24 protein-coding genes are annotated in these 25,687 nt (G+C 42.7%); 8 read left to right on the top strand and 16 right to left on the bottom strand.

Annotated features, from left to right (window positions below; all coding sequences use genetic code 11):
* Nucleotides 1-195: 195 nt before the first annotated feature.
* Genes HZA77_05705 through HZA77_05695 form a run of 3 tightly spaced genes read left to right on the top strand, consistent with a single transcriptional unit; the run spans nucleotide 196 to nucleotide 4,241 of the window.
* On the top strand, nucleotides 196-1,338 hold the full coding sequence (locus tag HZA77_05705) for an alanine--glyoxylate aminotransferase family protein (protein ID MBI5374908.1): 1,143 nt from the start codon (nucleotides 196-198) through the stop codon (nucleotides 1,336-1,338).
* Nucleotides 1,339-1,355: 17 nt separating this feature from the next.
* The gene (locus tag HZA77_05700) at nucleotides 1,356-2,933 is read left to right on the top strand and encodes a phosphoglycerate dehydrogenase (protein ID MBI5374907.1); all 1,578 of its coding nucleotides are present in this window, start codon (nucleotides 1,356-1,358) and stop codon (nucleotides 2,931-2,933) included.
* A 15-nt stretch (nucleotides 2,934-2,948) separates the two neighbouring features.
* Nucleotides 2,949-4,241, top strand: a complete 1,293-nt coding sequence (locus tag HZA77_05695; GenBank protein MBI5374906.1) for an adenylosuccinate synthase — start codon at nucleotides 2,949-2,951, stop codon at nucleotides 4,239-4,241.
* A 114-nt stretch (nucleotides 4,242-4,355) separates the two neighbouring features.
* On the opposite strand, the gene HZA77_05690 is transcribed toward HZA77_05695, so the two are convergent.
* From HZA77_05690 to HZA77_05620, 15 genes are all read right to left on the bottom strand, one after another.
* Nucleotides 4,356-5,051, bottom strand: coding sequence for a YggS family pyridoxal phosphate-dependent enzyme (locus HZA77_05690; protein ID MBI5374905.1), 696 nt, complete (start codon nucleotides 5,049-5,051; stop codon nucleotides 4,356-4,358).
* A 15-nt stretch (nucleotides 5,052-5,066) separates the two neighbouring features.
* On the bottom strand, nucleotides 5,067-5,732 hold the full coding sequence (locus tag HZA77_05685) for a septal ring lytic transglycosylase RlpA family protein (protein MBI5374904.1): 666 nt from the start codon (nucleotides 5,730-5,732) through the stop codon (nucleotides 5,067-5,069).
* On the bottom strand, nucleotides 5,695-6,141 hold the full coding sequence (locus HZA77_05680; GenBank protein ID MBI5374903.1) for a hypothetical protein: 447 nt from the start codon (nucleotides 6,139-6,141) through the stop codon (nucleotides 5,695-5,697). The genes HZA77_05685 and HZA77_05680 overlap by 38 nt, the downstream gene beginning before the upstream one ends.
* Before the next feature lie 330 nt (nucleotides 6,142-6,471).
* Nucleotides 6,472-6,939 carry a ribonuclease H-like domain-containing protein gene (locus HZA77_05675; GenBank protein MBI5374902.1) on the bottom strand — a complete coding sequence of 156 codons (468 nt, stop codon included), beginning with the start codon at nucleotides 6,937-6,939 and terminating at the stop codon, nucleotides 6,472-6,474.
* A gap of 33 nt (nucleotides 6,940-6,972) precedes the next feature.
* Entirely contained in the window at nucleotides 6,973-8,472 is a 1,500-nt protein-coding gene (locus HZA77_05670) for an NADH-quinone oxidoreductase subunit N (protein MBI5374901.1), read from the bottom strand.
* Nucleotides 8,473-10,224, bottom strand: a complete 1,752-nt coding sequence (locus HZA77_05665; GenBank protein MBI5374900.1) for an NADH-quinone oxidoreductase subunit M — start codon at nucleotides 10,222-10,224, stop codon at nucleotides 8,473-8,475. It abuts the gene before it with no gap.
* Between the two features lie 23 nt (nucleotides 10,225-10,247).
* Nucleotides 10,248-12,329, bottom strand: a complete 2,082-nt coding sequence (gene nuoL / locus HZA77_05660) for an NADH-quinone oxidoreductase subunit L (protein MBI5374899.1) — start codon at nucleotides 12,327-12,329, stop codon at nucleotides 10,248-10,250.
* Nucleotides 12,330-12,334: 5 nt separating this feature from the next.
* Nucleotides 12,335-12,637, bottom strand: a complete 303-nt coding sequence (gene nuoK, locus HZA77_05655; protein ID MBI5374898.1) for an NADH-quinone oxidoreductase subunit NuoK — start codon at nucleotides 12,635-12,637, stop codon at nucleotides 12,335-12,337.
* A gap of 13 nt (nucleotides 12,638-12,650) precedes the next feature.
* A complete protein-coding gene (locus tag HZA77_05650; protein ID MBI5374897.1) occupies nucleotides 12,651-13,172 on the bottom strand; it encodes an NADH-quinone oxidoreductase subunit J in 522 nt (173 codons plus the stop codon).
* Nucleotides 13,173-13,177: 5 nt separating this feature from the next.
* Entirely contained in the window at nucleotides 13,178-13,741 is a 564-nt protein-coding gene (locus tag HZA77_05645) for an NADH-quinone oxidoreductase subunit I (GenBank protein MBI5374896.1), read from the bottom strand.
* A 13-nt stretch (nucleotides 13,742-13,754) separates the two neighbouring features.
* Nucleotides 13,755-14,912 (bottom strand): NADH-quinone oxidoreductase subunit NuoH, encoded by a 1,158-nt coding sequence (gene nuoH / locus HZA77_05640; protein ID MBI5374895.1) that lies wholly within the window; start codon nucleotides 14,910-14,912, stop codon nucleotides 13,755-13,757.
* Nucleotides 14,909-16,036 carry an NADH-quinone oxidoreductase subunit D gene (locus HZA77_05635; protein ID MBI5374894.1) on the bottom strand — a complete coding sequence of 376 codons (1,128 nt, stop codon included), beginning with the start codon at nucleotides 16,034-16,036 and terminating at the stop codon, nucleotides 14,909-14,911. The genes nuoH and HZA77_05635 overlap by 4 nt, the downstream gene beginning before the upstream one ends.
* 36 nt (nucleotides 16,037-16,072) lie before the next feature.
* The gene (locus tag HZA77_05630) at nucleotides 16,073-16,528 is read right to left on the bottom strand and encodes an NADH-quinone oxidoreductase subunit C (GenBank protein ID MBI5374893.1); all 456 of its coding nucleotides are present in this window, start codon (nucleotides 16,526-16,528) and stop codon (nucleotides 16,073-16,075) included.
* Nucleotides 16,529-16,530: 2 nt separating this feature from the next.
* Nucleotides 16,531-17,019, bottom strand: a complete 489-nt coding sequence (locus HZA77_05625; GenBank protein ID MBI5374892.1) for an NADH-quinone oxidoreductase subunit B — start codon at nucleotides 17,017-17,019, stop codon at nucleotides 16,531-16,533.
* The gene (locus HZA77_05620) at nucleotides 17,010-17,402 is read right to left on the bottom strand and encodes an NADH-quinone oxidoreductase subunit A (protein MBI5374891.1); all 393 of its coding nucleotides are present in this window, start codon (nucleotides 17,400-17,402) and stop codon (nucleotides 17,010-17,012) included. The genes HZA77_05625 and HZA77_05620 overlap by 10 nt, the downstream gene beginning before the upstream one ends.
* Before the next feature lie 235 nt (nucleotides 17,403-17,637).
* Between HZA77_05620 and HZA77_05615 the strand changes: the two genes are divergently transcribed.
* Complete coding sequence (locus HZA77_05615; GenBank protein ID MBI5374890.1) at nucleotides 17,638-19,860, top strand: PAS domain S-box protein; 2,223 nt, start codon at nucleotides 17,638-17,640, stop codon at nucleotides 19,858-19,860.
* A gap of 3 nt (nucleotides 19,861-19,863) precedes the next feature.
* On the opposite strand, the gene HZA77_05610 is transcribed toward HZA77_05615, so the two are convergent.
* Nucleotides 19,864-20,850: an NAD(P)H-quinone oxidoreductase gene (locus HZA77_05610; protein ID MBI5374889.1), complete on the bottom strand. Its 987-nt coding sequence runs from the start codon at nucleotides 20,848-20,850 to the stop codon at nucleotides 19,864-19,866.
* A gap of 129 nt (nucleotides 20,851-20,979) precedes the next feature.
* Between HZA77_05610 and HZA77_05605 the strand changes: the two genes are divergently transcribed.
* The 4 genes from HZA77_05605 (at nucleotide 20,980) to HZA77_05590 (ending at nucleotide 25,673) form a co-directional block, all read left to right on the top strand.
* The gene (locus HZA77_05605; protein MBI5374888.1) at nucleotides 20,980-21,228 is read left to right on the top strand and encodes a ribbon-helix-helix protein, CopG family; all 249 of its coding nucleotides are present in this window, start codon (nucleotides 20,980-20,982) and stop codon (nucleotides 21,226-21,228) included.
* Complete coding sequence (locus tag HZA77_05600) at nucleotides 21,225-21,632, top strand: putative toxin-antitoxin system toxin component, PIN family (protein ID MBI5374887.1); 408 nt, start codon at nucleotides 21,225-21,227, stop codon at nucleotides 21,630-21,632. Before HZA77_05605 ends, HZA77_05600 begins: the two co-directional genes overlap by 4 nt.
* 588 nt (nucleotides 21,633-22,220) lie before the next feature.
* Complete coding sequence (gene rdgC / locus HZA77_05595; GenBank protein ID MBI5374886.1) at nucleotides 22,221-23,390, top strand: recombination-associated protein RdgC; 1,170 nt, start codon at nucleotides 22,221-22,223, stop codon at nucleotides 23,388-23,390.
* A gap of 9 nt (nucleotides 23,391-23,399) precedes the next feature.
* Nucleotides 23,400-25,673: an RNA-binding transcriptional accessory protein gene (locus tag HZA77_05590; protein MBI5374885.1), complete on the top strand. Its 2,274-nt coding sequence runs from the start codon at nucleotides 23,400-23,402 to the stop codon at nucleotides 25,671-25,673.
* Nucleotides 25,674-25,687: the final 14 nt, after the last annotated feature.

The raw sequence follows: 25,687 nt of genomic DNA, 5'->3' as shown, positions 1-25,687 counted from the left end.
TCTTAACAAATGAAAATTTCTTTGTCAAGCTCTATCTGCCAGAAAAAACAATATCTTTTAAAGTCAAAAAAAACCTGTTTTCCCTTGACACAAAGCTACCCCTTTGCTAATTTCCAACCACATTTTGGGGGAGAAACCGACCCCGGTAATTTATATTTGTTCTAAACTCACTAATCGATGGAGGTAAAAGGCGTTATGGTTATCAAAGATTATCTGCTGGCTCCCGGACCTACTCAAGTTCCGCCAGATGTCCTTTTGAAAATGGCAGAGCCAATAATACATCACAGGGCACCTGCCTTTGTTGAGCTTTTTAGTCAGGTTCGCGAAGGCCTTAAATATATTTTTCAGACAAAGAACGAAGTCTTATGTCTCGCATCTTCCGGAACAGGTGCAATGGAATCTGCAATAGTGAACACACTTTCAGCAGGCGACAAAGCACTTATAATAAATGGAGGAAAGTTCGGTGAAAGGTGGGGGAACATTTGCAAAGCCTACGGCGTAAACACCACCATTATAAATGTTGAATGGGGAAAAGCAGTTGATCCTAAGGTAGTCGAAGAACATCTTCAGAAAGAACCTGACATAAAGGCGGTCTGCGTCCAGGCTTCGGAAACTTCAACGGGCGTAAGACATGATGTTGAGACAATAGGAAAGATTGTTGCAAAAAAGCTCAATACAATCTGCATAGTTGACGCAATCACAGGGCTCGGCGTTTTTGATATTAAAACAGATGAGTGGGGTCTTGATATCGTTGTTTCCGGTTCACAGAAGGCATTCATGCTTCCTCCGGGACTTGCTTTCATAACAATGAGCGACAAAGCATGGAAATTAAATGAAACTTCGAAACTTCCTAAATTTTACTTTGACATGAAGAAGGAACGGAAGAATCATCTTGAGAACCAGACAGCATATACACCTGCAGTATCCCTTATAATGGGATTGCATACAGTGATTGAGAAGATAAAGAAAGAAGGGCTGCAAAATGTATTCGCAAGACATGCTAAGCTTGCCCATGCAACGCGTGAGGCAATGAAAGCATTGGGGCTTAAACTCCTTGCACCTGAAAGCCCAAGCGATGCCTTAACAGCAGTCTATGCTCCGGAAGGTGTAAGTGGAGGAGACATAGTAAAAACATTACGTAACCAGCACAGGATGACAATCGCAGGCGGACAGGACAGCCTTAAGGGAAAGATATTTAGAATCGCCCATCTTGGATATGCAGACCAGTTTGATGTAATAAATGCTGTGAGTGCAGTGGAAATGACGCTGAAGAAGCTCGGATACCCTGTTGAATTGGGCAAAGGGGTAAAAAGAGCATTAGAAATACTGGGAAACTGAAGAGGAAGGAACATACGATGAAAGTCTTAATCAGCGATAAAATCTCAAAAGAGGCTTTAGAGATATTCAATGCGGCAAAGGGAGTTGAAGTAGTATTTGATCCGGAGATATCCCCTGAAAACCTGATAAAGGAAATCGGCAAATATAGTGCCCTTGCGATAAGAAGCCGCACAAGGGTTACAAAGGAAGTAATAGAAAAAGCTGACAACCTGAAGGTCATCGGTCGCGCAGGTATCGGTGTAGATAATGTGGACATCGAAGCAGCCACTTCAAAGGGAATACTTGTAATGAACACTCCCGGCGGAAACACTGTGACCACAGCAGAGCATGCGCTTTCAATGATGATGTCCCTCGCAAGAGACATCCCGGCTGCATGCCAGTCTATGAAAGAGGGGAAATGGGAAAAATCCAAGTTCATGGGAGTCGAACTATACAACAAGACATTGGGCATCATAGGGATGGGAAGAATAGGTTCGATAGTGGCTTCAAGGGCAAACGGCCTTGAAATGAGGGTTGTCGTTTACGACCCTTACCTCTCAGAGGAATCAGCCAAGAAACTTAATGTCAGGCTTGTAAGCGTTGATGAACTATTGAAAGAAGCTGATTTCATAACAATCCACACACCGCTTACAGAGGCTACAAAACATATCATAGGAAAAGAATCTCTTAAGAAGGTAAAAAAAGGAGTTCGCATAATTAACTGTGCCCGCGGCGGAATAGTTGATGAGGCAGCCCTCCTTAATGCAATCAATGAAGGAATAGTCGCGGGAGCTGCCTTTGATGTTTTCGAAAAGGAACCGCCTGCAGACTGGAACATCGTAAATCATCCGAAAGTAATCTGCACACCTCACCTTGGTGCGTCAACTGTCGAAGCGCAGACCAATGTTGCACTCGACATAGCACACCAGATAGTTGATTACCTTGTAAGCGGGACCATAAGGAATGCAGTTAACTTCCCGTCAATCGAGCCGCAGTTCGCGGCAAAGACTAATGTATTCATCGACCTTGGAGAAAAGATCGGCTTGATGGCATCGCAGTTGTCAACCGGCAGGTTCGAGGAGGTCACGGTTGAATACAGCGGGGATGTGACAGAGATAAACACTAACCCTGTGACAGCAAGCATCGTACAGGGGGTTTTAAAACCAATACATGAGAGTGCTAATCCTGTAAATTCCCTGCTTCTTGCAAAAGAAAGAGGCATAAAGATAGTTACAAGCACACTCAGCCATTCTGATGACTTCTCAAACCTCATTACTGTTAAGCTCAAAACAGATAAAAAGGAATATGCGGTAGGAGGTTCCATTTTTAACGGGAAAATACCGCGCATTGTAAAAATTGACTCCTATTACCTTGAAGCACCCGCTTCAGGGACAATGCTTATCTTTTCAAACTACGACACACCAGGTGTCATAGGAAAGATAGGTACAATAATGGGTGATGCCGGGATCAATATCGCCGGAATGATATTAGGAAGAAGCGCTCCAAGGGAAAAAGCATTATCAATAGTTAATGTTGACAACGACATTCCCAAGGACATCGTTGAAAAAATAGAGAAACTTCCAAACATTCTCAGTGCCACAGTTGTTAAACTATAACCTACGGGGTAAGCCATGCATAACACTCTTGTAATAGGCACCCAGTGGGGTGACGAAGGAAAAGGCAAAGTTGTTGACCTCCTAAGTGAACGGACTGACATAATCTGCAGATATCAGGGTGGTCCGAATGCAGGACACACTGTAGTATTGGGAACAAAAAAGTTCGTTTTCCATCTTCTCCCCTCAGGGATACTCCATTCTGACAAGATGTGCATCATCGGGAATGGCGTAGTAATCGATCCGCAGATAATGGAAAAAGAAATAAAGATGCTCGCAGAGGGGGGAATTCCCGTAGAAGAAAATCTAAAGATAAGCGGTCTTGCTCATCTTATCATGCCCTATCACAAACTGCTGGACCAGCAGAAAGAAATGAAAAAAGGAAGCGGCAAGATCGGCACTACCATGAAAGGTGTCGGTCCATCTTATACTGATAAAATCGGCAGGATGGGAATAAGGGTGTGGGATCTTATAGATGAACATGTTTTCATGGAAAAACTGAAGGCTAACTTAGATGAGAAGAACTTCATACTTGAGAAGTATTATGGACTGGAACCGCTATCTGCAGAAAAGATATTCGACGAATATATCGTTTACCGCGACAACATGAAGAAATACGTTGCAAACACAACAAAGATATTAAAGGACTCCCGCGAAAAATCGCTTTCCATCATCTTCGAAGGAGCTCAGGGCACAATGCTAGACATAGATCACGGCACTTATCCCTTTGTGACTTCATCCAACACGACCATTGGCGGAGTTCTTACAGGTCTCGGTGTTCCTGCCACTTACATAGACAATGTTCTTGGTGTTGCGAAAGCCTATACAACAAGGGTTGGCTCGGGATATTTTCCGACAGAGCTCATTGATGAGACAGGAAACATGCTGCGTGATGTCGGAGCAGAGTTCGGATCAACAACGGGACGGGCAAGAAGATGCGGATGGCTTGACCTCGTAGTATTAAAATATGCGGTTTGGATTAACGGAGTAAATTCTCTCGCTATCACCAAGCTTGACGTACTCGACGCATTCCCAGAGATAAAGATCTGCATTGCCTATGACATAGATGGTGAAAGGACCTCAGAGTTCCCTCTTGATCCATCAATCACAGGGAAAATCAAACCCATCTACAAAACATTCAAAGGTTGGCAGCAGCAGACATCAGAGGCAAGAGAGTTTGGCGACCTTCCGCAGGCATGCAGGGAATATCTTAAGTTCGTTGAAGATGTTACCAACTGCCGCATATCTCTTATTTCAACGGGTGTTGAAAGAAATCAGATAATCACATCCGGACTGAAAGAGATAGACTGAAAAGATAATAACTTATTATATTCGCGCGCTAACCCCATAGAAATTTATGGGGTTTTTTCGTATGTGAGGATTTGCGAGGTGGCCACTGACGAAGTATAACACCAAAAATTGAGTTTACCGCCCGCCGAAGATTGCTGAACCGACACGGATGATCGTCGCCCCCTCTTCGATTGCTACCTCAAAATCACCCGACATCCCCATGGAGAGATGCTGAAAGTTTATTCCCTGAATTTTCTTTGCGTTAATTCGCTCCATCAACTCATGTAGACGTACAAAATATCTACGTGAGTCCTCCTGGTTTGAACTGTATGGAGGCATTGTCATCAATCCCAGAGGTATTACGTTCCTGCAGCCAGAAATCTCTTCAAGGCTTGTTTCCAGAGCCTCAGGGCTAAACCCGAATTTGCTCTCCTCCCCTGAGACATTAACTTCAAATAAAACTTTTTCGGTTATGCCTGCCGACAGCGCCTTTTTGTTTATCTCGCTTAAAAGCTTAATCGAATCCACTGACTCAATCATGGAAAACTTGCCGGATGCATATTTCACCTTGTTGGTCTGCAAGTGTCCTATGAAATGCCATTCAATTACTCCTGACATTCCACGTACTGTTTCAATCTTATCCACTGCTTCCTGAATATAGTTTTCACCGAATATCCTCGCACCTGCCTCAATTGCCTCAAGAACTTTCTCAAAAGGAAATGTTTTAGATACTGCCACAAGCATGACATCTGCCGGATCCCTCTTTGCCCTCAAGGCAGCATCGTTGATTTTTTCCAATATCCGCTTATAGTTGTCAGCTATAGATGTCATATTTTTTTAAAAAGGTCAGTCACGGGCGACTATAAAAGGCGTTGAATCTTTAATCTTTACCTGATCAATGAATTTTCCTGCATCTTCAACATTCTTGAAACTTCCTACTCTTACCCTGTAAAACGTATCTGAGCCATTATCATATTTAACGACAGAGGCATTGCCGTACTTTTCTGAAAGATAATGCTGGAGATTAAGTGCATTCTTTTCATTCTTAAAAGATGCTACCTGGACTGCGAAACTTTGAACGACCGCCGGCAATGATATTACTTCGATAAGAACTTCTGTCGTTCCTTCTACTGCAAATCCAAGTGACTTTGCAGCGGCATAACTTAAGTCAAGGATCCTGTTTTTCACAAATGGCCCGCGATCATTTATCCTCACCTGGATGTTTTTCCCATTCTTTAAATTGGAAACCTTACAGACTGTACCAAGAGGTAGTGTCCTGTGCGCCGCGCTGATTCCGTACATGTCATAGACTTCCCCTGACGCTGTTTTCCTTCCATGATAGGGGACTCCGTACCAGGAAGAAATTCCTCTTTCCTTATATTCTCCCTGTTTTATTTCTATTTTACTGCCGGAGGAAAAAGAGCATGAGGAAATATTAAAAAAGAGTGGAATGAGAAAAAAGAAAATAAATTTATTATGTATTCGGATATTTTCTGAAGTGAAGTTCTTCATCAATAAATTTCTCTTTACTGAATCCGGTAGCCAGTCTGAAAGATAAAAAATACCCATACCAGTAAACAGGGTTAAAAATCATGTCAAACACCATATGGATAGTATAACCAAGCATAGCTCCGTATGCTACAACATTATTTACTTTAAGACAGATCAGCCACAACACAATTATCAGTTCATAGGAATGAAACAAAACAAACGCTTTCTTGTAATGAAGGCTCATGAAAAAACTCATGAAGTTCTTAACAGAGAATCTCTGTTTTGAGAACATAAAGAACTCCAGAAGATGATCAACGTCAATAAAGACTCCTGCTATTATACAGCCGAGAGACGCCATGAGCGAGCCGGTAAGCGGATAAACAACGGCAGCAGTAGCTATAGAAGTATATAAATGATGTGTTGGTTTCATAATATCAAAATAGTATGTTTAGAAATTTATTTCAAGCTGTAGAGAAGGGAGCTTAAAAACAACTGGGAGCGTTTAATGTTTCAAACGCTCCCAGTTTTAAATCTCTTATGTCTCTGTTACTTCTTCTTTGCAGCTTTCTTCGCAGGTTTCTTCGCAGCTTTTTTCTTCGCAGCTGGTTTCTTTTTGGTTGCCATTCTCTCTCACCCCTCCTTTCGGTTGTGTGTTTACAGCTAACTTCTAACTGCTTTTACAACTCGTTATATGTAATTTTATTTAAAATTTCTTCAGTGTCAATCTTTTTTTATCCAACAGCATCATCTGGATTTTTTTTCAGAAAATATTTTCGAGTTTTTTTCTAAGCTGAATTAGATTTTCAACATCCTCTTTATTGTAGCGAAGAAGTTTTTCCAATGCATCTGCATCATTCTCATTTTTATATGACTTCCATAACATCATTGCTGCACGCCCATCTACATCGCATGTCATTCTTTCGATGCCAAAATATTTTTCAACTTTTTTAAGTCCGCCGTAAATATTTTTTTTCCAGCAAACATTTTTTAAATCAACACTTCTGATATTTTCCAGAATATTTATTCCGATTTTTTTTCTTATCACAGGGATATCAAATGAATTTCCATTGTATGAAAAAATCACAGAAATACTTTCTAGAATTTTATATATGCGAAGATCATCGTATGATGGTTCGAGAATTTGAACAGTCCCATCGCGTGAAGTGTGAATTCCAATGATCGTTATGTCTCCATCGAACGAAGTTTCGATATCAAGATAAGCGTCCATGCAGAACAGAATATTGCAGATAAAAAAATATTGCTACATGAAAATCAGAAATGAATTTCTTGCAAAATTTATGAATGGTCCGGGGAATATACCAATGAGAAGAGTCATGAATGCAGAGGCATATAATGCAATTTTCATCGAGCCTGATTCCATGACTTCAAAATCTGCGGGAGGTGCATCGACGTACATAGTCTTTATTATTTTAAAGTAATAGAACGCTGACACTGCGCTCGTCAAAATACCTATAACGCAGAGTCCGTAAAGTTCGGATTTTATCGCTGCCGCGAATATATAGAACTTGCCGACAAATCCGCAAAGCGGAGGAATCCCCATCAATGAAAGAAGGAAGATTGTCATAATCGCACCATACATTGGTTTTACCCTTGCAAGGCCTGCAAAATCTTCTATCCTGTCGCCACGAAGGCTGTTGTTGCGCATGAATATCACCATTGTAAAGGCACCGATGTTCATGAACATATAGGCAAGCATATAAAAAAGAACTGCATATATGCTCATCCTTCCTCCTTCAGTGAACACAAGCTTCCCGTCCGTTATCTCAATGAGCCTTCCTGCAGATACTACACCCATAAGACCGTAACCTGCATGGGCAATGCTCGAATAGGCAAGAAGTCTTTTCACATTATCCTGCGATACGGCAAGCACGTTGCCAAGTATCATTGTAAATGCAGAGAGAAGCCATAGCAGTATATACCATTCATTTTTCGCAGGCATCACTGCAACAACAAAGAATCTCAGGAATGCCGCAAACCCCGCTGCTTTTGGAGCAACTGACATGAATGCAGTAATTGCGGTTGGCGCTCCGTCATAAGCATCAGGACACCAGAGATGAAACGGAACAGCAGCAATCTTGAATGCAAGACCTACGATTATAAGTATTATCCCCAGCATAGCCATCTTAGAATAGCCATGGAGGATAAGTGTATTCTGTATATCTATCAGATTAGTAGTTGATGTTTCACCGTATAAGAGAGAAGTCCCATAGAGAAGAATACCTGATGAAAACGAACCCAGAACAAAATATTTTAGCGCCGCCTCGTTCGACCTGACATCATGTTTCATAAATCCCACAAGCGCATATATGGACAACGCCATGAGCTCTATACCTATGTATATGACCATGATGTCGTTGGCACTGGCGATAACAAACATTCCGATTATGGAAAAATAGAGAAGGACGTAATACTCTCCGCGAAAAATCTTTTCCATCCGGTTATACTTGCCGGATATGAGTATAGTAAGTATTCCTGATATCAGAAAAACAAACTTGAAAAAGGTTGAGAACCCGTCAACTGCATAGCTTCCTGAAAACGTTATCCCTTTATTCCCCATACCTGCAACACAGAATAAAGAGACAACAACTAACCCTATAAGTGCAAGGCCTGACATCACTGATCCTTCTTTTTCTTTCGAGACGAATATCCCCGCCACAAGAAGGAAGAGAGCCCAAACCGTGAGCACGAACTCCGGGTACAATAAATCTATCTGTGGAATGTATTGTTGTAGTTCTAACATCTATTCATCGCCTGCAATATTATTTTGTGAACGTTCCTCTCCAGCCAGAACAGGCATAGCTGCCGGCTGAGCTTTCACCGTATTTTCATTTTCTCCGCTTTCATTTACTGCAACAGCAGGAGCAGGTACAGCTTCCGTTTTCTTTGTTCCTTCATTTGCAGATGCTGTCATACCGGGAACTGCCGTATTGTCTGAGTTTGCCCTTACAACAAGCTGTTCAACAGATTTCTCCATTATCTTTATAAAAGGCTTAGGATAAATCCCGATCCAGAAGACAAATACAATAAGAGGTACAAGCGTTGCCATCTCGCGGAAATTAAGATCCTTGAGTTTCATGTTCTTTGGATTCCACAGCTTGCCGAAGAATACGCGCTGGTAGAGCCAGAGAAGATATGCGGCGCCCAGTATTATGCCGACTGATGCAAATGCAGCCCATCCCCACCCCATATATGGAGATTTGAAAACACCAAGAAGAATGAGGAACTCACCGATGAAACCGTTCATTCCCGGCAATCCCATCGATGAAAGGAAAATAATAAGGGTAAACATCGCATATACGGGAATAACGCTTGATAGTCCGCCGTATTCTGCAATGTCCCTGTTATGACGTCTCTCATATATAAGTCCTACGATAAGGAAGAGTCCCCCTGTGCTTATACCGTGGTTAATCATCTGAAGCACGCTTCCAAGCATTCCCTGAGCATTAAGCGCAAACAAGCCGATCATGCAAAATCCCAGATGGCTCACGCTTGAATAAGCGACAAGTTTCTTCATGTCAGTCTGCACAAGTGCAACCATGGCACCATAGATTATTCCTATGATTGAAAGTGCACCTATCAAAGGAACATATTCCCTGCTTGCATACGGAAAGAGTGGAATGCTGAACCGCAAAAATCCGTATGTCCCCATTTTGAGGAGGACTCCTGCGAGGATAACACTGCCGGCAGTCGGTGCATCAACATGCGCATCCGGCAGCCATGTATGGAACGGGAACATGGGGACCTTGATGGCAAAACCAAGAAAGAATGCACCGAAGAGCCACATCTCCCATGTATGCGGTAGCTGGTCATTCATTAGTTTAAGCAGATCGAACGTATACTCATCCGGATGCGTGGAATGATAATGGAAGAAGAGCGCAAGAATACCAAGCAGCATGAATAGACTGCCAAAAAGCGTATACAGGAAGAACTTTATGGCAGAGTAAAGCTTGCGCGGTCCTCCGCCCCAGACTGCGATGAGAAAATACATCGGAACCAGCATCACTTCCCAGAAAACATAGAAGAGGAAGAAGTCGAGCGATGCGAAAACTCCAAGCATCCCTGTCTGAAGAAGGAGAATGAATATGTAGTATTCCTTAACCCGCTCCTGAATCGCACTCCATGATGAAAGTATAGCGATGAAACCAAGTATTGTAGTAAGCAGGAACAACAGCACGCTTATCCCGTCTACACCCAGAAAATAATTTATGACGAGGTTTATTGAAGGGACCTCTATCCATGCCACCCTTTCCACGAACTGCATTTTATATGTGGAAGAGTCATAGTATGGAAGCAGCCAGAAAGAAAGGAGCATGTCCGCTGCCGCCACGACATTTGCAACTATCCTCACTGAATTATCCTTCCCCTTCGGGATAAACATCAATATCAATGCTCCAAGCAAAGGAAGAAAGGTAATATATGTGAGTATTGGGAATCCTATTTGGTTAACATATGAATAAGCATTATCCAGATAGGATGAAAAATTTAGGTCCATCTATAATCCTCCACTCAAATTAGTCACAGCATTACTATGTAAAAACTCACAAGAATAAAAATGCCAACAAGCATTATCATGGCATAGGTATTAAGAAATCCTGACTGAAGCTTCCTCCCTGTACTGCTGAAATACTTGATTACATTGGCTACTCCATTTACAAGCCCGTCAACCACATAAGTATCCCAAAGATATGAAAGATGACTTGTTATAAGGGTGAAGTAGCCTGTGAAATTTACCACTCCGTCAACGCGCTTCGCATCAAACCTCCAGAGGCCTCTTGAAACACTTTTTATTGGGTTAACCACCGATGCATCGTAAATTTCATCAACATAGTATTTGTTAAGGAGCACTGTATACATCTTCTTGAATTTCTCCGTAAGTTTGTCAGGCAATTCAGGGCTTGTTATGTAAAGCTTCTTTGCAAGCATCATACCTGCCAATGCTATTCCGACAGACACTATCATAAGTGTAATTTCAAGCCCCATCGATTCATGGGCACCTTCCGCAACAGCCTCTGCTGCACCGGCAACGGCTTCATGCGCGCTGCCTCCGAATATGGGGCTTAGGAATTCATGGAATCTGTTCGCTCCGGGGATCAATGGAATGCCTACAAGACCTCCTACTAGAGAGAGGACTCCCAACACCATAAGCGGCAGAGTTATATTAATGGGTGATTCATGGAGATGGTGCGCAGCTTCATGGCTTACGCGCGATTCACCTTTGAATGTGAGATTTACAAGCCTGAACATATAGAATGATGTCATGAATGCCGCACATGCACCAAGGAACCATATGACATATCTGAAATCGCCAAGAACAGGGTTTTCCGTAGTGAAAGCCTTAAAAAGAATCTCGTCCTTGCTGAAGAATCCTGCAAAAGGAGGAATCCCGGCAATAGCAAATGTCGCAAAAAGAAAAGTCCAGTAGGTGCGCGGCATGTGTCCTTTCAAGTCTCCCATCTTTCTTATGTCCTGCTCTCCGCTCATAGCGTGTATAACGCTTCCTGAACCAAGAAAGAGACATGCCTTGAAGAAAGCATGTGTCATGAGATGGAAAATACCCGCGGCGTATGCACCAACCCCGCAGCCTATGAACATGAAGCCAAGCTGGCTCACCGTGGAATAGGCAAGAACTTTCTTTATGTCATTCTGCACAAGTCCTATAGATGCAGAGAATATCGCCGTAATGGCTCCGACAGTCGCAACAACTGCAAGTGAAAGAGGGGCAAGCTCGAATAGATGATTGCAGCGCGCAACCATGTATACACCCGCGGTCACCATTGTTGCAGCATGGATGAGTGCGCTTACCGGAGTGGGACCTTCCATAGCATCCGGAAGCCACACATATAAAGGAAGCTGTGCTGACTTTCCGGTTGCGCCTACAAAAAGGGAAAGTGTCAGTACCGTAACAAGTGAAAGCCCGAACAGCGGTGTCGCATGGAGGAGCGTTTCCTTATGTGCCTCAACATTTGAAAACACCGTTGTGAAATCAAGGGTACCGAACACTGAATATATGCAGAATATGCCGAGTATGAATCCGAAATCGCCTATCCTGTTTACGACGAAAGCCTTTTTTCCTGCATCGCCAGCAGATTTTTTATAGATATAGAAACCTATCAGAAGATATGAGCAGAGTCCCACTCCCTCCCAGCCAACGAACATAAGGAGAAAACTGTTTCCAAGGATAAGAAGAAGCATGGCAAACATGAAGAGGTTTAGATATGCAAAGAACCTGTAGTAGCCGTCGTCTCCGTGCATATATCCTGTTGAATAAATATGTATGAGCATTCCGACGAATGTGACGACAAAAAGCATCACAGCCGAAAGCTGGTCAAGCTGGAACCCTATGTTCACATTGAAATCCCCGGCAGGTATCCATGTGAAAAGATCCTGTTCAAATGTGCCGCTTGCCGGATGATTAAAAAACATATAGTCAGCAAGTGCTCCAAGCGCTATGGCGCAGGAGATAATCGCTGCTCCGCAACCAACATAATGGATGATGTCCTCGCGCTTCCTGTACTTTTCAGAAAATAATCCGCAAACGCCGTTTATGAAAGCGCCCAGCGCAGGAAGAAGCGGTATTAGAAACAAATATTGCAGCATCTCAATTATCCTTTCAACAGCTTGTAATCATCAAGGTTAACGCTTCCCTTGTTCCTGAACATTGCTATGATAATGCCAAGTCCGACTGCAGCCTCTGCTGCTGCCACAGTGATTATCATTATTACGAAAATCTGCCCGGTAACTTCCTTGAGATAGCTTGAAAAGGCTATGAAGTTTATGGCAGCTGAATTAAGCATAAGCTCAATGGACATTAATATAATAAGGGCATTCTTCCTTGTAAGCACACCGACCGCACCTATTATGAAAAGAATGGCGCTTAAAGTCAGATACCAGCTTAATGGAATCATTATTTATATTCTCCTATGATTTCCTGCTTAATATTATTGCGCCGACCATTGCCGCAAGAAGCACAAGCGAAACAAGTTCAAACTGGAACAGATACTTCGTATAAAGCTGAATGCCAATATTCTCAACAGTCCCCTGAAGGTAGCTTCCGGAAAAAACCGAGGAAATGACCTTCCCTGACCGGACAAAGATATAGAAAAATTCAAAGAGCAGAGTCACGCCAACTATAGAAGAGAGGAATTTGAATGCTGTATGGGGCTTTGCTGTTTCCGTGACCCTCTTGTTTACAAGGAGTATTACAAAGAGATAAAGCACCATGATACCCCCTGCATAAACAAGTATCTGAACAGCAGCGATAAACTGAGCTCTAAGCTGTATATAAATTCCAGCTACACCAAAAAATCCCAATACAAGATAAAGTGCGCTGTGCACTATCTCTTCCCTTGTTATCACCATTATCGCTGAAGCAACGGTAATAAATGCAAGGGTTAAGAAAATCACATAGTGAAATACAGTTGCTATTGATGAAATTTCCATCTTATTTATTCCTTTACTACCGGAGCCGGTGCTGTTGCCGCAGGCTCTGCCGCCGGTGTCTCGGCTGGTTTTACAACTTTGCTCTTCTTGCTCCTCTTCCAGTTTTCTACAAGTTTATCTATTGGATAAACGAATTCTTCTTTTGACTCGCAGGAAATCTCATATTCCTCTGTTGGGACTATGGCATCTACAGGGCATATCTGGAAACACATTCCGCAGAAAGAACATCTTGAAAGATCGACTGTGAATTCCTTGATGACTCTGTCCTTCCCCTTCCCTTCAACCACCATTGATATGCAAGAATCAGGACATGTCTTTATACAAAGACTGCATGCGATACAGCGGTAAGAGCCGTCTTCCTTCAGCGCGTATGCGTGAAGACCTCTCCATCTCTCAGGTATCTCCCAGTCTTTCGTGGATTTCTCATAGGGATACTGCATGGTAACCTTTTTCCTGAACATATATTCAAGGGTGACGGCAAGTCCAGCTTTCAAGTCCTGCATGAAATCATACCAGATCTCCTGCTTCCTTTCCGCACATTCTCTCGATATTACGATATAGTCTTCCATCAAATAATTCCTTTTACTCCTGCGGCCTTCCATCAGCCATACAGAATGAATCAAAACTCTTTATAAACCTGAAACATAAAACAACAAGTATTGCCGTGATAAACCAAGTAGCCGGGAAAAAGACATACCATTTGAGTTTTTCGTAGAAGAAGAACATAACTCCGGCAAACACAAGATTAACAAGCGTAAATGGAATCAGGACTTTCCAGCCTATTCTCATAAGCTGGTCATATCTGTAGCGCGGGAAAGTCCACCTTATCCAGATAAAAACAAAAAGCATAAATACTATCTTAAGACAGAACCAGAACACCGGCATCAGTGCATCAAGGACTGTCTTTATAATTCCAAGACCCTCAGGGAACTCTATCTTTAGAAAACTGAAAGGACTTCCCCATCCGCCAAGGAAAAGAGTGACCCCGATTGCCGAGACAACGATCATGTTCATATATTCGGCAAGATAGAAGAAGGCAAACTTCATACCGCTGTATTCAGTATGGAATCCTGCAACAAGCTCTGTCTCAGCTTCAGGCAAATCAAAAGGAAGCCTGTTAGTCTCTGCAAGCCCGCATATAAAATAGAGGATAAACCCGAGAGGTTGTAACAATATGAACCAGATACCGCTGTCAGTCTGCATTTTTATTATGTTCACCATGCTCAGACTCTCTGCGAATATAATCACTCCGATTATTGAGAGACCGAGAGAAACTTCATAGCTGACCATCTGTGCAGCAGAGCGGAGTCCTCCAAGTAGAGGATATTTGCTGTTTGACGACCAGCCTGCCATTACGATACCGAAAATACCAAGCGATGCAACTGCGAATATATAAAGGAGACCGATATTTATATCAGTTATATAGAACTGCGGACTCCAGGGTATTACAGCAAGGACTGTAAATGCGGGAACAAGACATATCACAGGCGCAAGGTAAAACACTATCTTGTCTGCCGGCGTAGGTATGATATCTTCCTTAAGGAAAAGCTTCAGTCCGTCGGCAATCGGCTGAAGTATGCCATGATAGCCGACACGCATCGGCCCTACCCTTGATTGAATCCAGCCGCAGACCTTTCTTTCAAGGTAAGCCGTGTAAGCAACGCCAAGAGCGCAAACCCCCATTACAACCGCTATCTTTATTATGGCGATAACAATGTCGCGGATAAGGTCAGCTATCATCTGTCCACCTCGCCCAGAACAACATCAAGTGTTCCTATGACCGCTATAACATCCGCCACAAGATGCCCCATGATCATTTTCTTGAAAGATTCGAGGTTAACAAACGACGGTGGTCTTATCTTCACCCTGTAAGGCTTTTCTCCTCCATCGCTTACAATGTAGAAACCAAGTTCCCCCTTGGGTGCTTCAATGGAATGATATACCTCACCGGCAGGCGGCTTTATAACACGGGGAACCTTTGCCATTATCTCCCCGTCCGGCAGCTGAGCTACAGCCTGTTTAACAATCTTTACGCACTGCCTCAACTCTTCCATCCTTACAAGATACCTGTCGTATGTATCACCCTTTGTACCTATTGGAACCTGAAAATCAAAACGGTCATATATGCAGTATGGCTCTGCTTTCCTTATATCCCACCTCACCCCTGAACCTCTGAGGCTCGGTCCGCTAAGACCAAGGTCTATCGCATCTTTGGCTGAAATAGTACCCACATTGACTGTCCTGTCGAGCCATATACGGTTCTTGGTAAGGAGGGTTTCATACTCATCAATATGTCCGGGAAAAGACTCAAGAAAGCGTATTACCCTCTCTTTGAATCCATCCGGGATGTCCTGTGCAACACCGCCAATGCGCATGTAGTTGTAAGTAAGCCTTGCGCCGCTTAACATCTCGAAGATATCGAGTATATCCTCCCTTTCGCGGAAACAGTAGAGGAAGACAGTAAGCGCTCCTATATCCATCGCATGTGTTCCAAGCCAGAGAAGATGGCTTGCTATCCTTTGAAGCTCCGAGCAGATTATCCTTATATATTGTGCCCTATCCGGGACATCTACCCCCATCAGCTTTTCAACGGCACCAACGTAAGCCAGATTGTTTGTCATTGACGCAACGTAATCAAGCCTGTCCGTATATACTATGTTCTGGCTGTATGTTTTGTTTTCACAGAGTTTCTCGATACCGCGGTGGAGATAGCCGACCACAACCTCGCAGTCCGTTACCACCTCGCCGTCAAGTTTAAGGAGTATCCGAAGCACACCATGAGTGCTTGGATGCTGAGGCCCCATGTTTATAATGACCTCTTCAGTCCTTAAAAAATTCGTACCCTCTGTTTTTTCCTCAGACATCTTTTCCATTAATTTCACTCATTTAACTTAACTAACTTAACGCCCACTTAGTGGATAATCTTTCCTCAAAGGGTGACCTTCCCAGTCATCCGGTAAAAGTATCCTCTTCAGATTCGGGTGACCGGAAAATTCAATTCCCAAAAGGTCAAAGCATTCTCTTTCGTGCCAGTCTGCCGTACCCCAGACACCTGTGACACTGGGAACCTTTTCACCTGTGCCGACAGCGACCTTGAGCCTTAGCCTCTGTTTATTTTCAATTGAAAAAATGTGATAGACAACCTCGAACTTTTTGTCTTTGTCCGGATAATGGACTCCGCAAAGGTCAGATAGAAAATTAAATTTTTCATCGTTTTTAAGGTAGTTGCAGACATCAACAATCCGGCCCATGCTTACCCTGTATGTACGCTCGCTTGGAAGATCCCTGTGAGGAGGGAGCACTTCTATAGCGCCGGGGAATTTTTCGAGCAGTCTCTTTTCCAAATCATCAGCCATTATTATTTAATCTCTTTCTTAGCCATCGTTTCTTTCATTATCTTTTCCTGCAGCATCATAAGCCCGTGGCACAAAGCTTCAGGCCTTGGAGGACATCCTGGAATATAAACATCAACAGGGATTATCTTATCTACACCCTGTATTACGCTGTATGTGGGGAATATCCCGCCTGTGTTTGCGCAGGCTCCCATTGAAACCACCCATTTGGGATCAGGCATCTGTGCATAAAGCTTTTCGATGATTGGTGCCATCTTTTTCGTAACGGTTCCTGCTATTATCATCATGTCCGCCTGTCTCGGCGACCCCCTGAAAACCATCCCTGAACGCTCAAAGAAATCATATCGGGCTGCACCCGTTGCCATCATTTCTATAGCGCAGCATGCGAGCCCGAATGTCATTCCCCAGAGCGCGGACTTTCTTGACCAGTTGAATATGTAATCTGCGCTGGTAATCAGGATGTTTGGACTAAACCTGTTTTCTATCAAACCCATTCAAGCGCTCCTTTTTTCCAGGCATAAAAATAACCTACAAGAAGTATGACTATAAAGAGCATCATCTCTATGAAACCGAAAAACGCGATCTTCTTATAGACCACAGCCCAGGGGAAAAGAAATATTGTTTCAACATCAAATATTATGAAAAGAACTGCTATCAGAAAATATCTTACGTTATATGCACCGCGCGCATCAGGGGTTGCAGGTTCAAGCCCGCACTCATAAGGGCTCAACTTTTCCTGACTGGGGTTATTCGGTCTTACAATGAGGGCAACTATCAGTGTTCCGATAGCAAATATGATAGCTGCTGCAAAAAGCAGCGCTATAGGAATGTACTCACCTATTTCACGGTACTCATTAAAGTTAGCAAAAAAATCCATCAGGCAATCAGTACCTTAACATCAAGGTTCATTAAAAATTGAGCGCCTTTTAACATAAGGGTTTAAGGGACGCAAGAGGTTTTTATCACTTAAAATATATGCATGGTAATGTTTCTTAAACAAATAATTTTATAATAATTTAAAATAATATTCTTTTACATGTTTAAGAAATCATGTAAAATTTAAAATTATGAATAATAAAGATAAAATAAATGAATCTACTGAAGTGTTCAAAATGATTCTTGATAACATCGATGCACTTGTGTATGTCGCAGACATCAAGACCCATGAAATTCTATTTGTAAACCATTATGCCAGAAATATTTTCGGGGAAATAAAGGGGAAGGTCTGCTGGCAGGCACTGCAAAAAAACCAATCCGGTCCATGCAGCTTCTGTTCAAACAGCAAAATTGTTGATGCAGATGGCAATCCTACAGGAACTTATGAATGGGAAAATCAGAACACATTAACAGGGCAATGGTTTAAAAACATCGACCGTGCTATCACATGGACGAACAGCGAAGTTGTAAGGCTCGAAATAGCAACAGATATTACAGAGCGGAAGTATTCTGAGTCTCTCTTGCAGGAAACAACCAGATTTTACGAGACAGTAATTTCAAGTGCCAAAGAGGGTATCATTGTTTATGGCAAAGATTTACACTATCTTATATGGAACCATTTTATGGAGGAAATGACAGGCTTTTCAATGTCAGAAGTAATTGGAAAAAATCCTTTCGATGTATTCCCTCGTCATAAAGAACGTGGCATTGACCGCTTATTGCAAAGAGCATTAACCGGAGAAACGGTTGTTTCAGAGGATGTTCAATTTAACATTCCACAAACCGGAAAATCAGGATCGTTTTACGAAATTTATGGACCATACTACTCTTCTGCAGGAGAGATCGCCGGTGTAATTGGAATTGTAAATGATATCACTGAAAGAAAGAACGCAGAAAGACAATTAGCTGAGGCAAACGATTTCAATGAAAAGCTTATAACAAAATCATCCGTAGGGATTTATGCTTATCGCAGTGACGGACAATGTGTTCTTGCAAATGACGCTGCTGCAAAAATTGTCGGGGCTTCAAAGGAACAACTACTTCAACAGAACTTCCGGGTTATTGATTCATGGAAGAGTTCCGGCATTCTGCAGAGTGCCGAAAAAACTCTTGAGACCGGAACCGACTCGCGCAGTGAATTTCATTTTGTAACAACATTTGGCAAAGAAGCTTGGTTTAACTGCCACTTCTCAAGATTCATCTTGAACAATGAGCCATATTTACTTCTCATCATAGACGACCTGACAGAAAAAAAGAAGATGGAAGAAGAAATTCAAAAAGCAGCTAAGTTAGAGTCTCTTGGCTTGCTTGCAGGAGGCATTGCCCATGATTTCAACAATCTGCTCACCGGAATTCTTGGAAACATCAATATAGTAAAAATGCTGACTAATGCTGAAAAAAAGGAATTTAAAAGACTGGAAGAAGCAGAAAAGGCATCTATCAGGGCAATGGCACTGACCAAGCAGCTGCTTACTTTCTCAAAAGGGGGTGCTCCTGTAAAGGAAGTAACCTCAATAAAGGAAGTGATCAATGACTCCGCTTTATTTGCAATAAGAGGATCAAATGTAAAATGCGAGTTTTCCATTCCAGAGGATATTAAACCTGTTGAAGCTGATAAAGAGCTATTATGGCAGGTAATGAATAATATTGTCTTAAATGCCTGCCAGGCAATGCCTGAAGGTGGCATTATCAATATACGAACAAGGAATTTAAACACTGCAGATGACAATAAACATCCAGTTAAAGATGGCAGCTATGTAATGATAATTATAGAGGACCATGGGACAGGGATACCAAAAGAAAATCTTGAAAAAATCTTTGATCCCTATTTTACAACAAAAAAGAGTGGGAGTGGGCTTGGCCTTGCCTCGGCATACTCAATAATAAAAAACCACGGCGGCAACATTTCAGTAGCATCGGAACCCGGCAAGGGAACGACTTTTACAATCTATATCCCGGCATCTCTTAAAAAACCTGAAAAAAAAGTAAATCTCAAAGAAGAAAAATCTGCGCCGGAGAAAGCAAAGATACTTGTAATGGATGATGAGGAACTAATAAGAAATGTCACAGGTGATATGCTGAATCTCATAGGTTATGAATCCTTCTTTGCAAATGATGGGGTTGAAGCAGTAAAACTTTATAAAGAAGCGAAAGACGCAGGAGCTCCCTTTGATGCCGTTATAATGGATTTAACTATTCCCGGCGGAATGGGTGGGAAAGAGGCAATAAAAAAACTTCTCGAAATTGATTCAGGTGTTAAGGCAATAGTTTCAAGCGGATATTCGGATGACCATGTAATGGCTGATTATAGCAAACATGGGTTTCTAGGGGTAGTAAGAAAGCCATACAAGCTTAATGATCTGCAGAATGAAATAATCAGGGTGCTGTCAGAGAAATAAACCTTATTGCAATTTCAATATAATCTTGCCTGTGTTTTCATTATTCTCCATACGCAGTGTCGCCTCATGGAGTTTTTCAAACTGAAAAACTGAATCAATAACAGATTTTAGCTTCCCATCTGTAAAGTGAGGTACAACTTCATGAGCGAATTTTCTTGTTACAATTATCTTCTCTTCGAGAGGCCGGGCGCGAAGAACTGTGCCTGTGATATGAAGTCTTTTAGTCAGGATAAGGGAAAGATTCGTCTCGGCATTGGCGCCACCAAGCAATCCCACGATGACAATAAAACCGCAATTCTTCAGTATTTTTAAATTCTGCTGCCAGTAATTTCCACCTACTGTATCGATTACAATATCAACTGACTGCTTTCCGAATTTTTTCTCGATGTTCTTAAAGATATCTTCTTCCCTGTAATTAATCGCATGGAACAAAGCAGTTTCCGCAATTTTTAAAAGCTTATCTCCGCTTCCTGCAATGCCAATCGCCTTTCCCCCTAAAAGATTTACAAGCTGGACTGCCGCGCTCCCCACTCCTCCTGCAACTGAATAAATAAGCACAAGGTCGCCGGATTTGAAATTCCCCTGTGTTACAAGAGCATCATGGGCAGTAATGAATGCTTCAGGGATTGCCGCTGCTTCGATGTCGCTTAAATTATCCGGCACTGGCACAACCGTCCTCTGATGAGTTATTAATTTCTCAGCATAGGAACCTCCTGCAACAACACCAAAAACACGCTCGCCCCCCTTCCACTCCGTAACCTGTTCTCCGAGGCTGTCTATCACTCCTACGAATTCAAGCCCGGGAATATCGGGTACAACGCCCGACGGAGCATTGTAAAGCCCGCGCCTTTGAAGGAGATCTGCCCTGTTTAAGGCAGTTGCCAAGACTTTTACCCGTATGTTTTCACCCGTTGCAGCAGGCTCCGCCCGCTCTTCAATGACGAGGTTTTCAATCTCATTTCCGAATTTCTTAATTACCCAGCATTTCATATGAATTGAAGTTTATCAGTTTTCAAGGTAGCGTTCAATACATTGACCATTATAAACGAAAAAAAACGTAATTGACAATAGTATATCTATTATATACATTATATACGAAATATATCAGGGAGGAAAACCATGACAACTCAGATGATTATAAGGATAGACAATGAGATTAAGGACAGGCTCAGCAGGCTTGCCAGGATTGAAGGGAAAACCACAAGCGAAATGGTAAGAAGGCTTATCGAAGATTATATCAGGGATCGTGATATAGGAACCTATATTGATGATTTATGGGATAGAACAGGCAGGAAACTTAAATCAAAAGGCGTAACTCCTGAAGCAATCAACAAGGCTGTAAAAGCATCCCGCAAGGAAAAAAGATGAAGGTCGTTATTGATACCAATGTTTTTGTTTCATCTTTTTTCGGGGGCAACCCGCGGAAGGTCATAGATATGTGGAAAAATGAAAAAATAGCCCTCTGCCTTTCAAGCACCATTCTTGATGAATATATTGATGTTCTTCAAAGAATCGGACTAAAAGACGAGCAGGAACTCGGAGAATTATTAGCTCTTTTTTCCAAAGGCTTCAACATACTGTTTACCATGAAAACGCCAAAGTTAAAGATTGTAAAGAATGATCCTACTGATGATAAGTTTATAGAATGTGCCGTTGCTCTAAAAGCAGATGCTGTAGTAACAGGGGACAAGGAAATTCTTGCTGTAAAAAAACATGAGGGAATCAGCATATTAACACCGCAAAAGTTTCTTAAACTCCATTGTGATTATTGAAAATGACTTGGGAGTTTTTTTAGAAGCTTTTCAGACTAAATTCATTTTACAGGTTAATCACCGAGCATTTCATTATTCAATTCATCCAAAGGCAATATTCTTGTTTTTCAGCTCATATAATATTCCCTGGAAAATGGGGACGCAACCCTTTTTCTTTTGAAAATGAAAATGGGGACGCAACCCTTTTTCTTTTAAGGAAAATGCGTGCGTATCGAAAGGAAAATGGGGACGCAACCCTTTTTCTTTTAAGGAAAATGCGTGAAGGAAAATGGAAAAGGGAAAATGGGGACGTAACCTTTTTTCTTTTGCGCTATTGAACTAATAATAAAAAAGGGTTGCGTCCCCATTTCTCTCCATTTTTCTTTTGCGCTATTGAACTAATAATAAAAAAGGGTTGCGTCCCCATTTCTCTAATTATTTCTTCCCCATAAAAAAGGGGTGCGTCCCCATTTCTTCCTACATTTCTTCCCCGCAAAGCCTGAAGATAAGATCTCGTAGTTGAAAACAAAAACCCTGTTGCAACAGTTGTTCAAAAAGTGTATCTCCTACCCTTCCTATTTCATTATACCTTGAAGGAGACAAGAGAAGATGGGGATACTTTATAATACGGTGAGCATTTGCCATTATAATGCAAAGGGCAAAGTGCCGGCAAAAAATATTTTCGAATGGGCGTCGGAAGCACTCGCCAATAATGCTTTTAAAGCCATAGACAACACATCTGATGAGATGTCGACAGGCTGGGTACATATAGACGACTACAGGGAGGCAAGCTTCGATGTGCCCCGCGTATTACTGCGCGACCATTACCTTGCTTTTTCCCTGCGCCATGACAGAAGGAGGCTCCCTTCCGCAGTCCTAAAAGCACACATCGAAAGAGCCTATGATGAGTACCTCTCGGAAAATCCAAGATACAAGTTTGTCCCCAAGAAGATGAAAGAGGAAATCCGGGAGACAGTAAAAGACGCACTTTTTACAAGAGTGATCCCATCGCCCTCAGTCTATGACATTGTATGGGATACGCGAACAGGGATTATCACATTCGCAAGCCTTGGTGGAAAAACCATAGAGCTCTTTGAAGGGCTGTTCAGCAAGACTTTTGAAGAAGTCCAGATCTCAATGATACATCCCATAGCGCGCGCTGAGAGCATAGTAGCAGATGAAAAATTAAAACAGTCTGTTGCACGCGCAAACAAGTCAAGCAGGGATTCTTATATTGAAGCTGTTAACGGCAACCTGTGGCTCGGCAGGGATTTTTTTCGCTGGCTCATATATCAAACAATGAATGACTCTTCAAAATATGAAGTAAACCAGCCGGGGCATTTTAGCGAGGGAGAGTATTTCGTCTCCTACCTTGACGACAGGATGGTGCTCATGAATGAAAGCGAAGAGAAATCTCAGAGGATAACCGTGGCAGGACCTCAGGACAATTTCAGCGAGGTCATTGCAGCGCTTAAAAAAGATAAGAATATCATCGAGGCAACGCTTTACCTTGAAAAACAGGACAATCAGTGGAAGACCACCCTTAAGGGAGATAAGTTTCATTTCTCTTCATTCAAATCTCCGTCGGTAACAATAGAGAAAGACAACATCACTGACCGGGCGGCTGAAAGGGAGGCCGTATTCTATGAGAGGATGCTTCTCCTTGAACAGGGAATGCAATTATTTGACAGCCTTTACGCGAACTTTTTAAAAGAACGATTGGGACAGGGGTGGACAACAACTGAAGGAAAGATTAGTAAGTGGCTGGAAAGAGGATAAATTATAGTTATGGCAATCACGGCTGACCAGCAAACGCGCATTATAAACATACTTGTTGAAGAAACAGGATTAAGAGCTTCGCAGGTATTAAACACTGTCGCTCTTTTGCAGGAAGGCTCTACTGTTCCGTTCATAGCAAGATACAGGAAAGAGAAGACTGGCGAGCTTGACGAGGTAGAGATCCGGAATATCTCCGACCGCCTCGTCTATTTCTCAGAGCTTGAGGAAAGAAAAGAGGCTATCCTAAAATCAATCGAGGAACAGGGAAAGCTTACCCCTGAGCTTAAAACCCGCATAGAGACAACAAGACTTAAGAACGAACTTGAAGATCTTTATCTTCCCTATAAACCAAAGCGCAGGACAAAGGCAACAATCGCAAAGGAACGCGGACTTGAACCTCTGGCAGAAATAATATTTGCGCAGGAATTAAAGGAAGGTTCGCTTGATGAAATAGCTTCACCTTTCATAGACCCTTCAAAAGATGTGCCCGACGCTGCCTCGGCACTTGCCGGTGCAGGACACATAATCGCAGAAATGATAAGCGAGGATGCGGATATCAGGGCTATGGTAAGAAGACTTACATGGGAGAAGGGTATATTTACTTCAAAGGTCATACAGGACAAGTCTGAAGGTGTAAGCAAGTATGAGATGTATTATGATTACAAAGAGCCTCTTAAAGAGATTCCTTCCCACAGGATGCTCGCCATGCGCCGTGGTGAGAAAGAGGAATTCCTGAGGATTTCAATACTTGCACCTGAAGAAGAGATACTCCAGCTCTTAAGAAATAAAATCATAATCAAGGAAAGTATTTTTTCAGGGATACTTTCTGGCATAACCGAGGACTCCTACCGCAGGCTTATAGCAGTATCAATTGAAGCTGAGCTTCGCGCAGAAGCGAAGAAAAAAGCGGATGAGTCGGCAATAAAAGTATTCGCAGGGAATCTCAACAATCTGCTTTTACTCCCTCCGGCAGGGAGCAGGCGCGTACTGGGGATAGATCCCGGATTCCGCACAGGCTCAAAAATCGCTGCAGTTGACGGCACAGGGAAATTCCTAGAACATTGCACGATTTACCCTCACAAGGGTGATGGAGGAAACATAGAGAGGGCGAAAAGCGATCTCCTCCGCATGATTGAAAAACATTCCATCGATATAATTGCCATCGGGAACGGCACTGCGGGCCGCGAGATGGACCTCTTCGTAAAACAAACGCTTCGCGAAGGGGCGCTCCAGATACAGGTAGTGATTGTAAACGAGGCAGGGGCAAGCGTTTATTCAGCATCGGAAGTGGCAAGAGAAGAATTTCCTGACCTTGATCTTACCATACGCGGGGCAATCTCGATTGCGCGGCGCTTGCAGGACCCGCTTGCCGAGCTCGTAAAGATTGATCCCAAAAGCATAGGTGTTGGACAGTACCAGCATGATGTTAACCAGCCTGCGCTAAAGAAATCCCTTGATGCAGTGGTTGAATCATGCGTTAACTTTGTAGGAGTCGACCTTAACACTGCCTCTACTTCCCTTCTCTCTTATATATCGGGAATCGGCAATACGCTTGCCCGCGCCATAACGGATTGCAGGAACAACACAGGACCATTCGCATCACGGAAAGACCTTCTCAAGGTTGCACGTTTCGGAGCAAAGGCTTTTGAACAGTCAGCAGGATTTTTGCGCATCCGCAATGGAGCCGACCCTCTTGACAATACTGCCGTGCATCCTGAGCATTATGAGATAGTAAAGAAAATGGCATCAGACCTCAAAGTGTCTTTAAAGGATCTAATGTCTGACTCTACTCTTGTAAAAAATATAGACCTCAGCCGCTATACAACAGAAGATGTTGGAATGCCTACACTCAGAGATATCACTGAAGAACTTAAAAAGCCCGGCCGGGACCCGCGCGCTGAATTTAAAACCGCTGAACTCCGCGATGATATCACGGAGATAAAGGACCTTTCTGAAGGAATGATACTTCAGGGAACTATTACAAATGTAACTGATTTTGGCGCCTTCGTTGATATCGGCGTTCATCAGGACGGATTGGTTCACATAAGCCACCTTGCACAGAGTTATGTCAAAGACCCGCACAAGGTTGTAAAAGTCGGACAGATAGTCAAAGTAAAAGTCCTTTCAGCTGATGTTGAGAGAAAAAGGATATCTCTTTCTATAAAAGAAGCTGAACCGGGAAAAAACAAAACAGAAAAAAAACCTCTAAGCAGCGGAGAGAATAAGAGCGATACTCTCACTAACCGGAACGCATGGGAAAAAGCAGGGTTCAGGGTGAAATAACATTCATCTAATTG

It is taken from the genome of Candidatus Schekmanbacteria bacterium, assembly GCA_016219965.1.
Classification (GTDB): Bacteria; Schekmanbacteria; GWA2-38-11; order GWA2-38-11; family J061; genus JACRJM01.
Note: the sequence above shows the minus strand (reverse complement) of the source record. Positions and strands in the feature narration are given on the sequence as shown.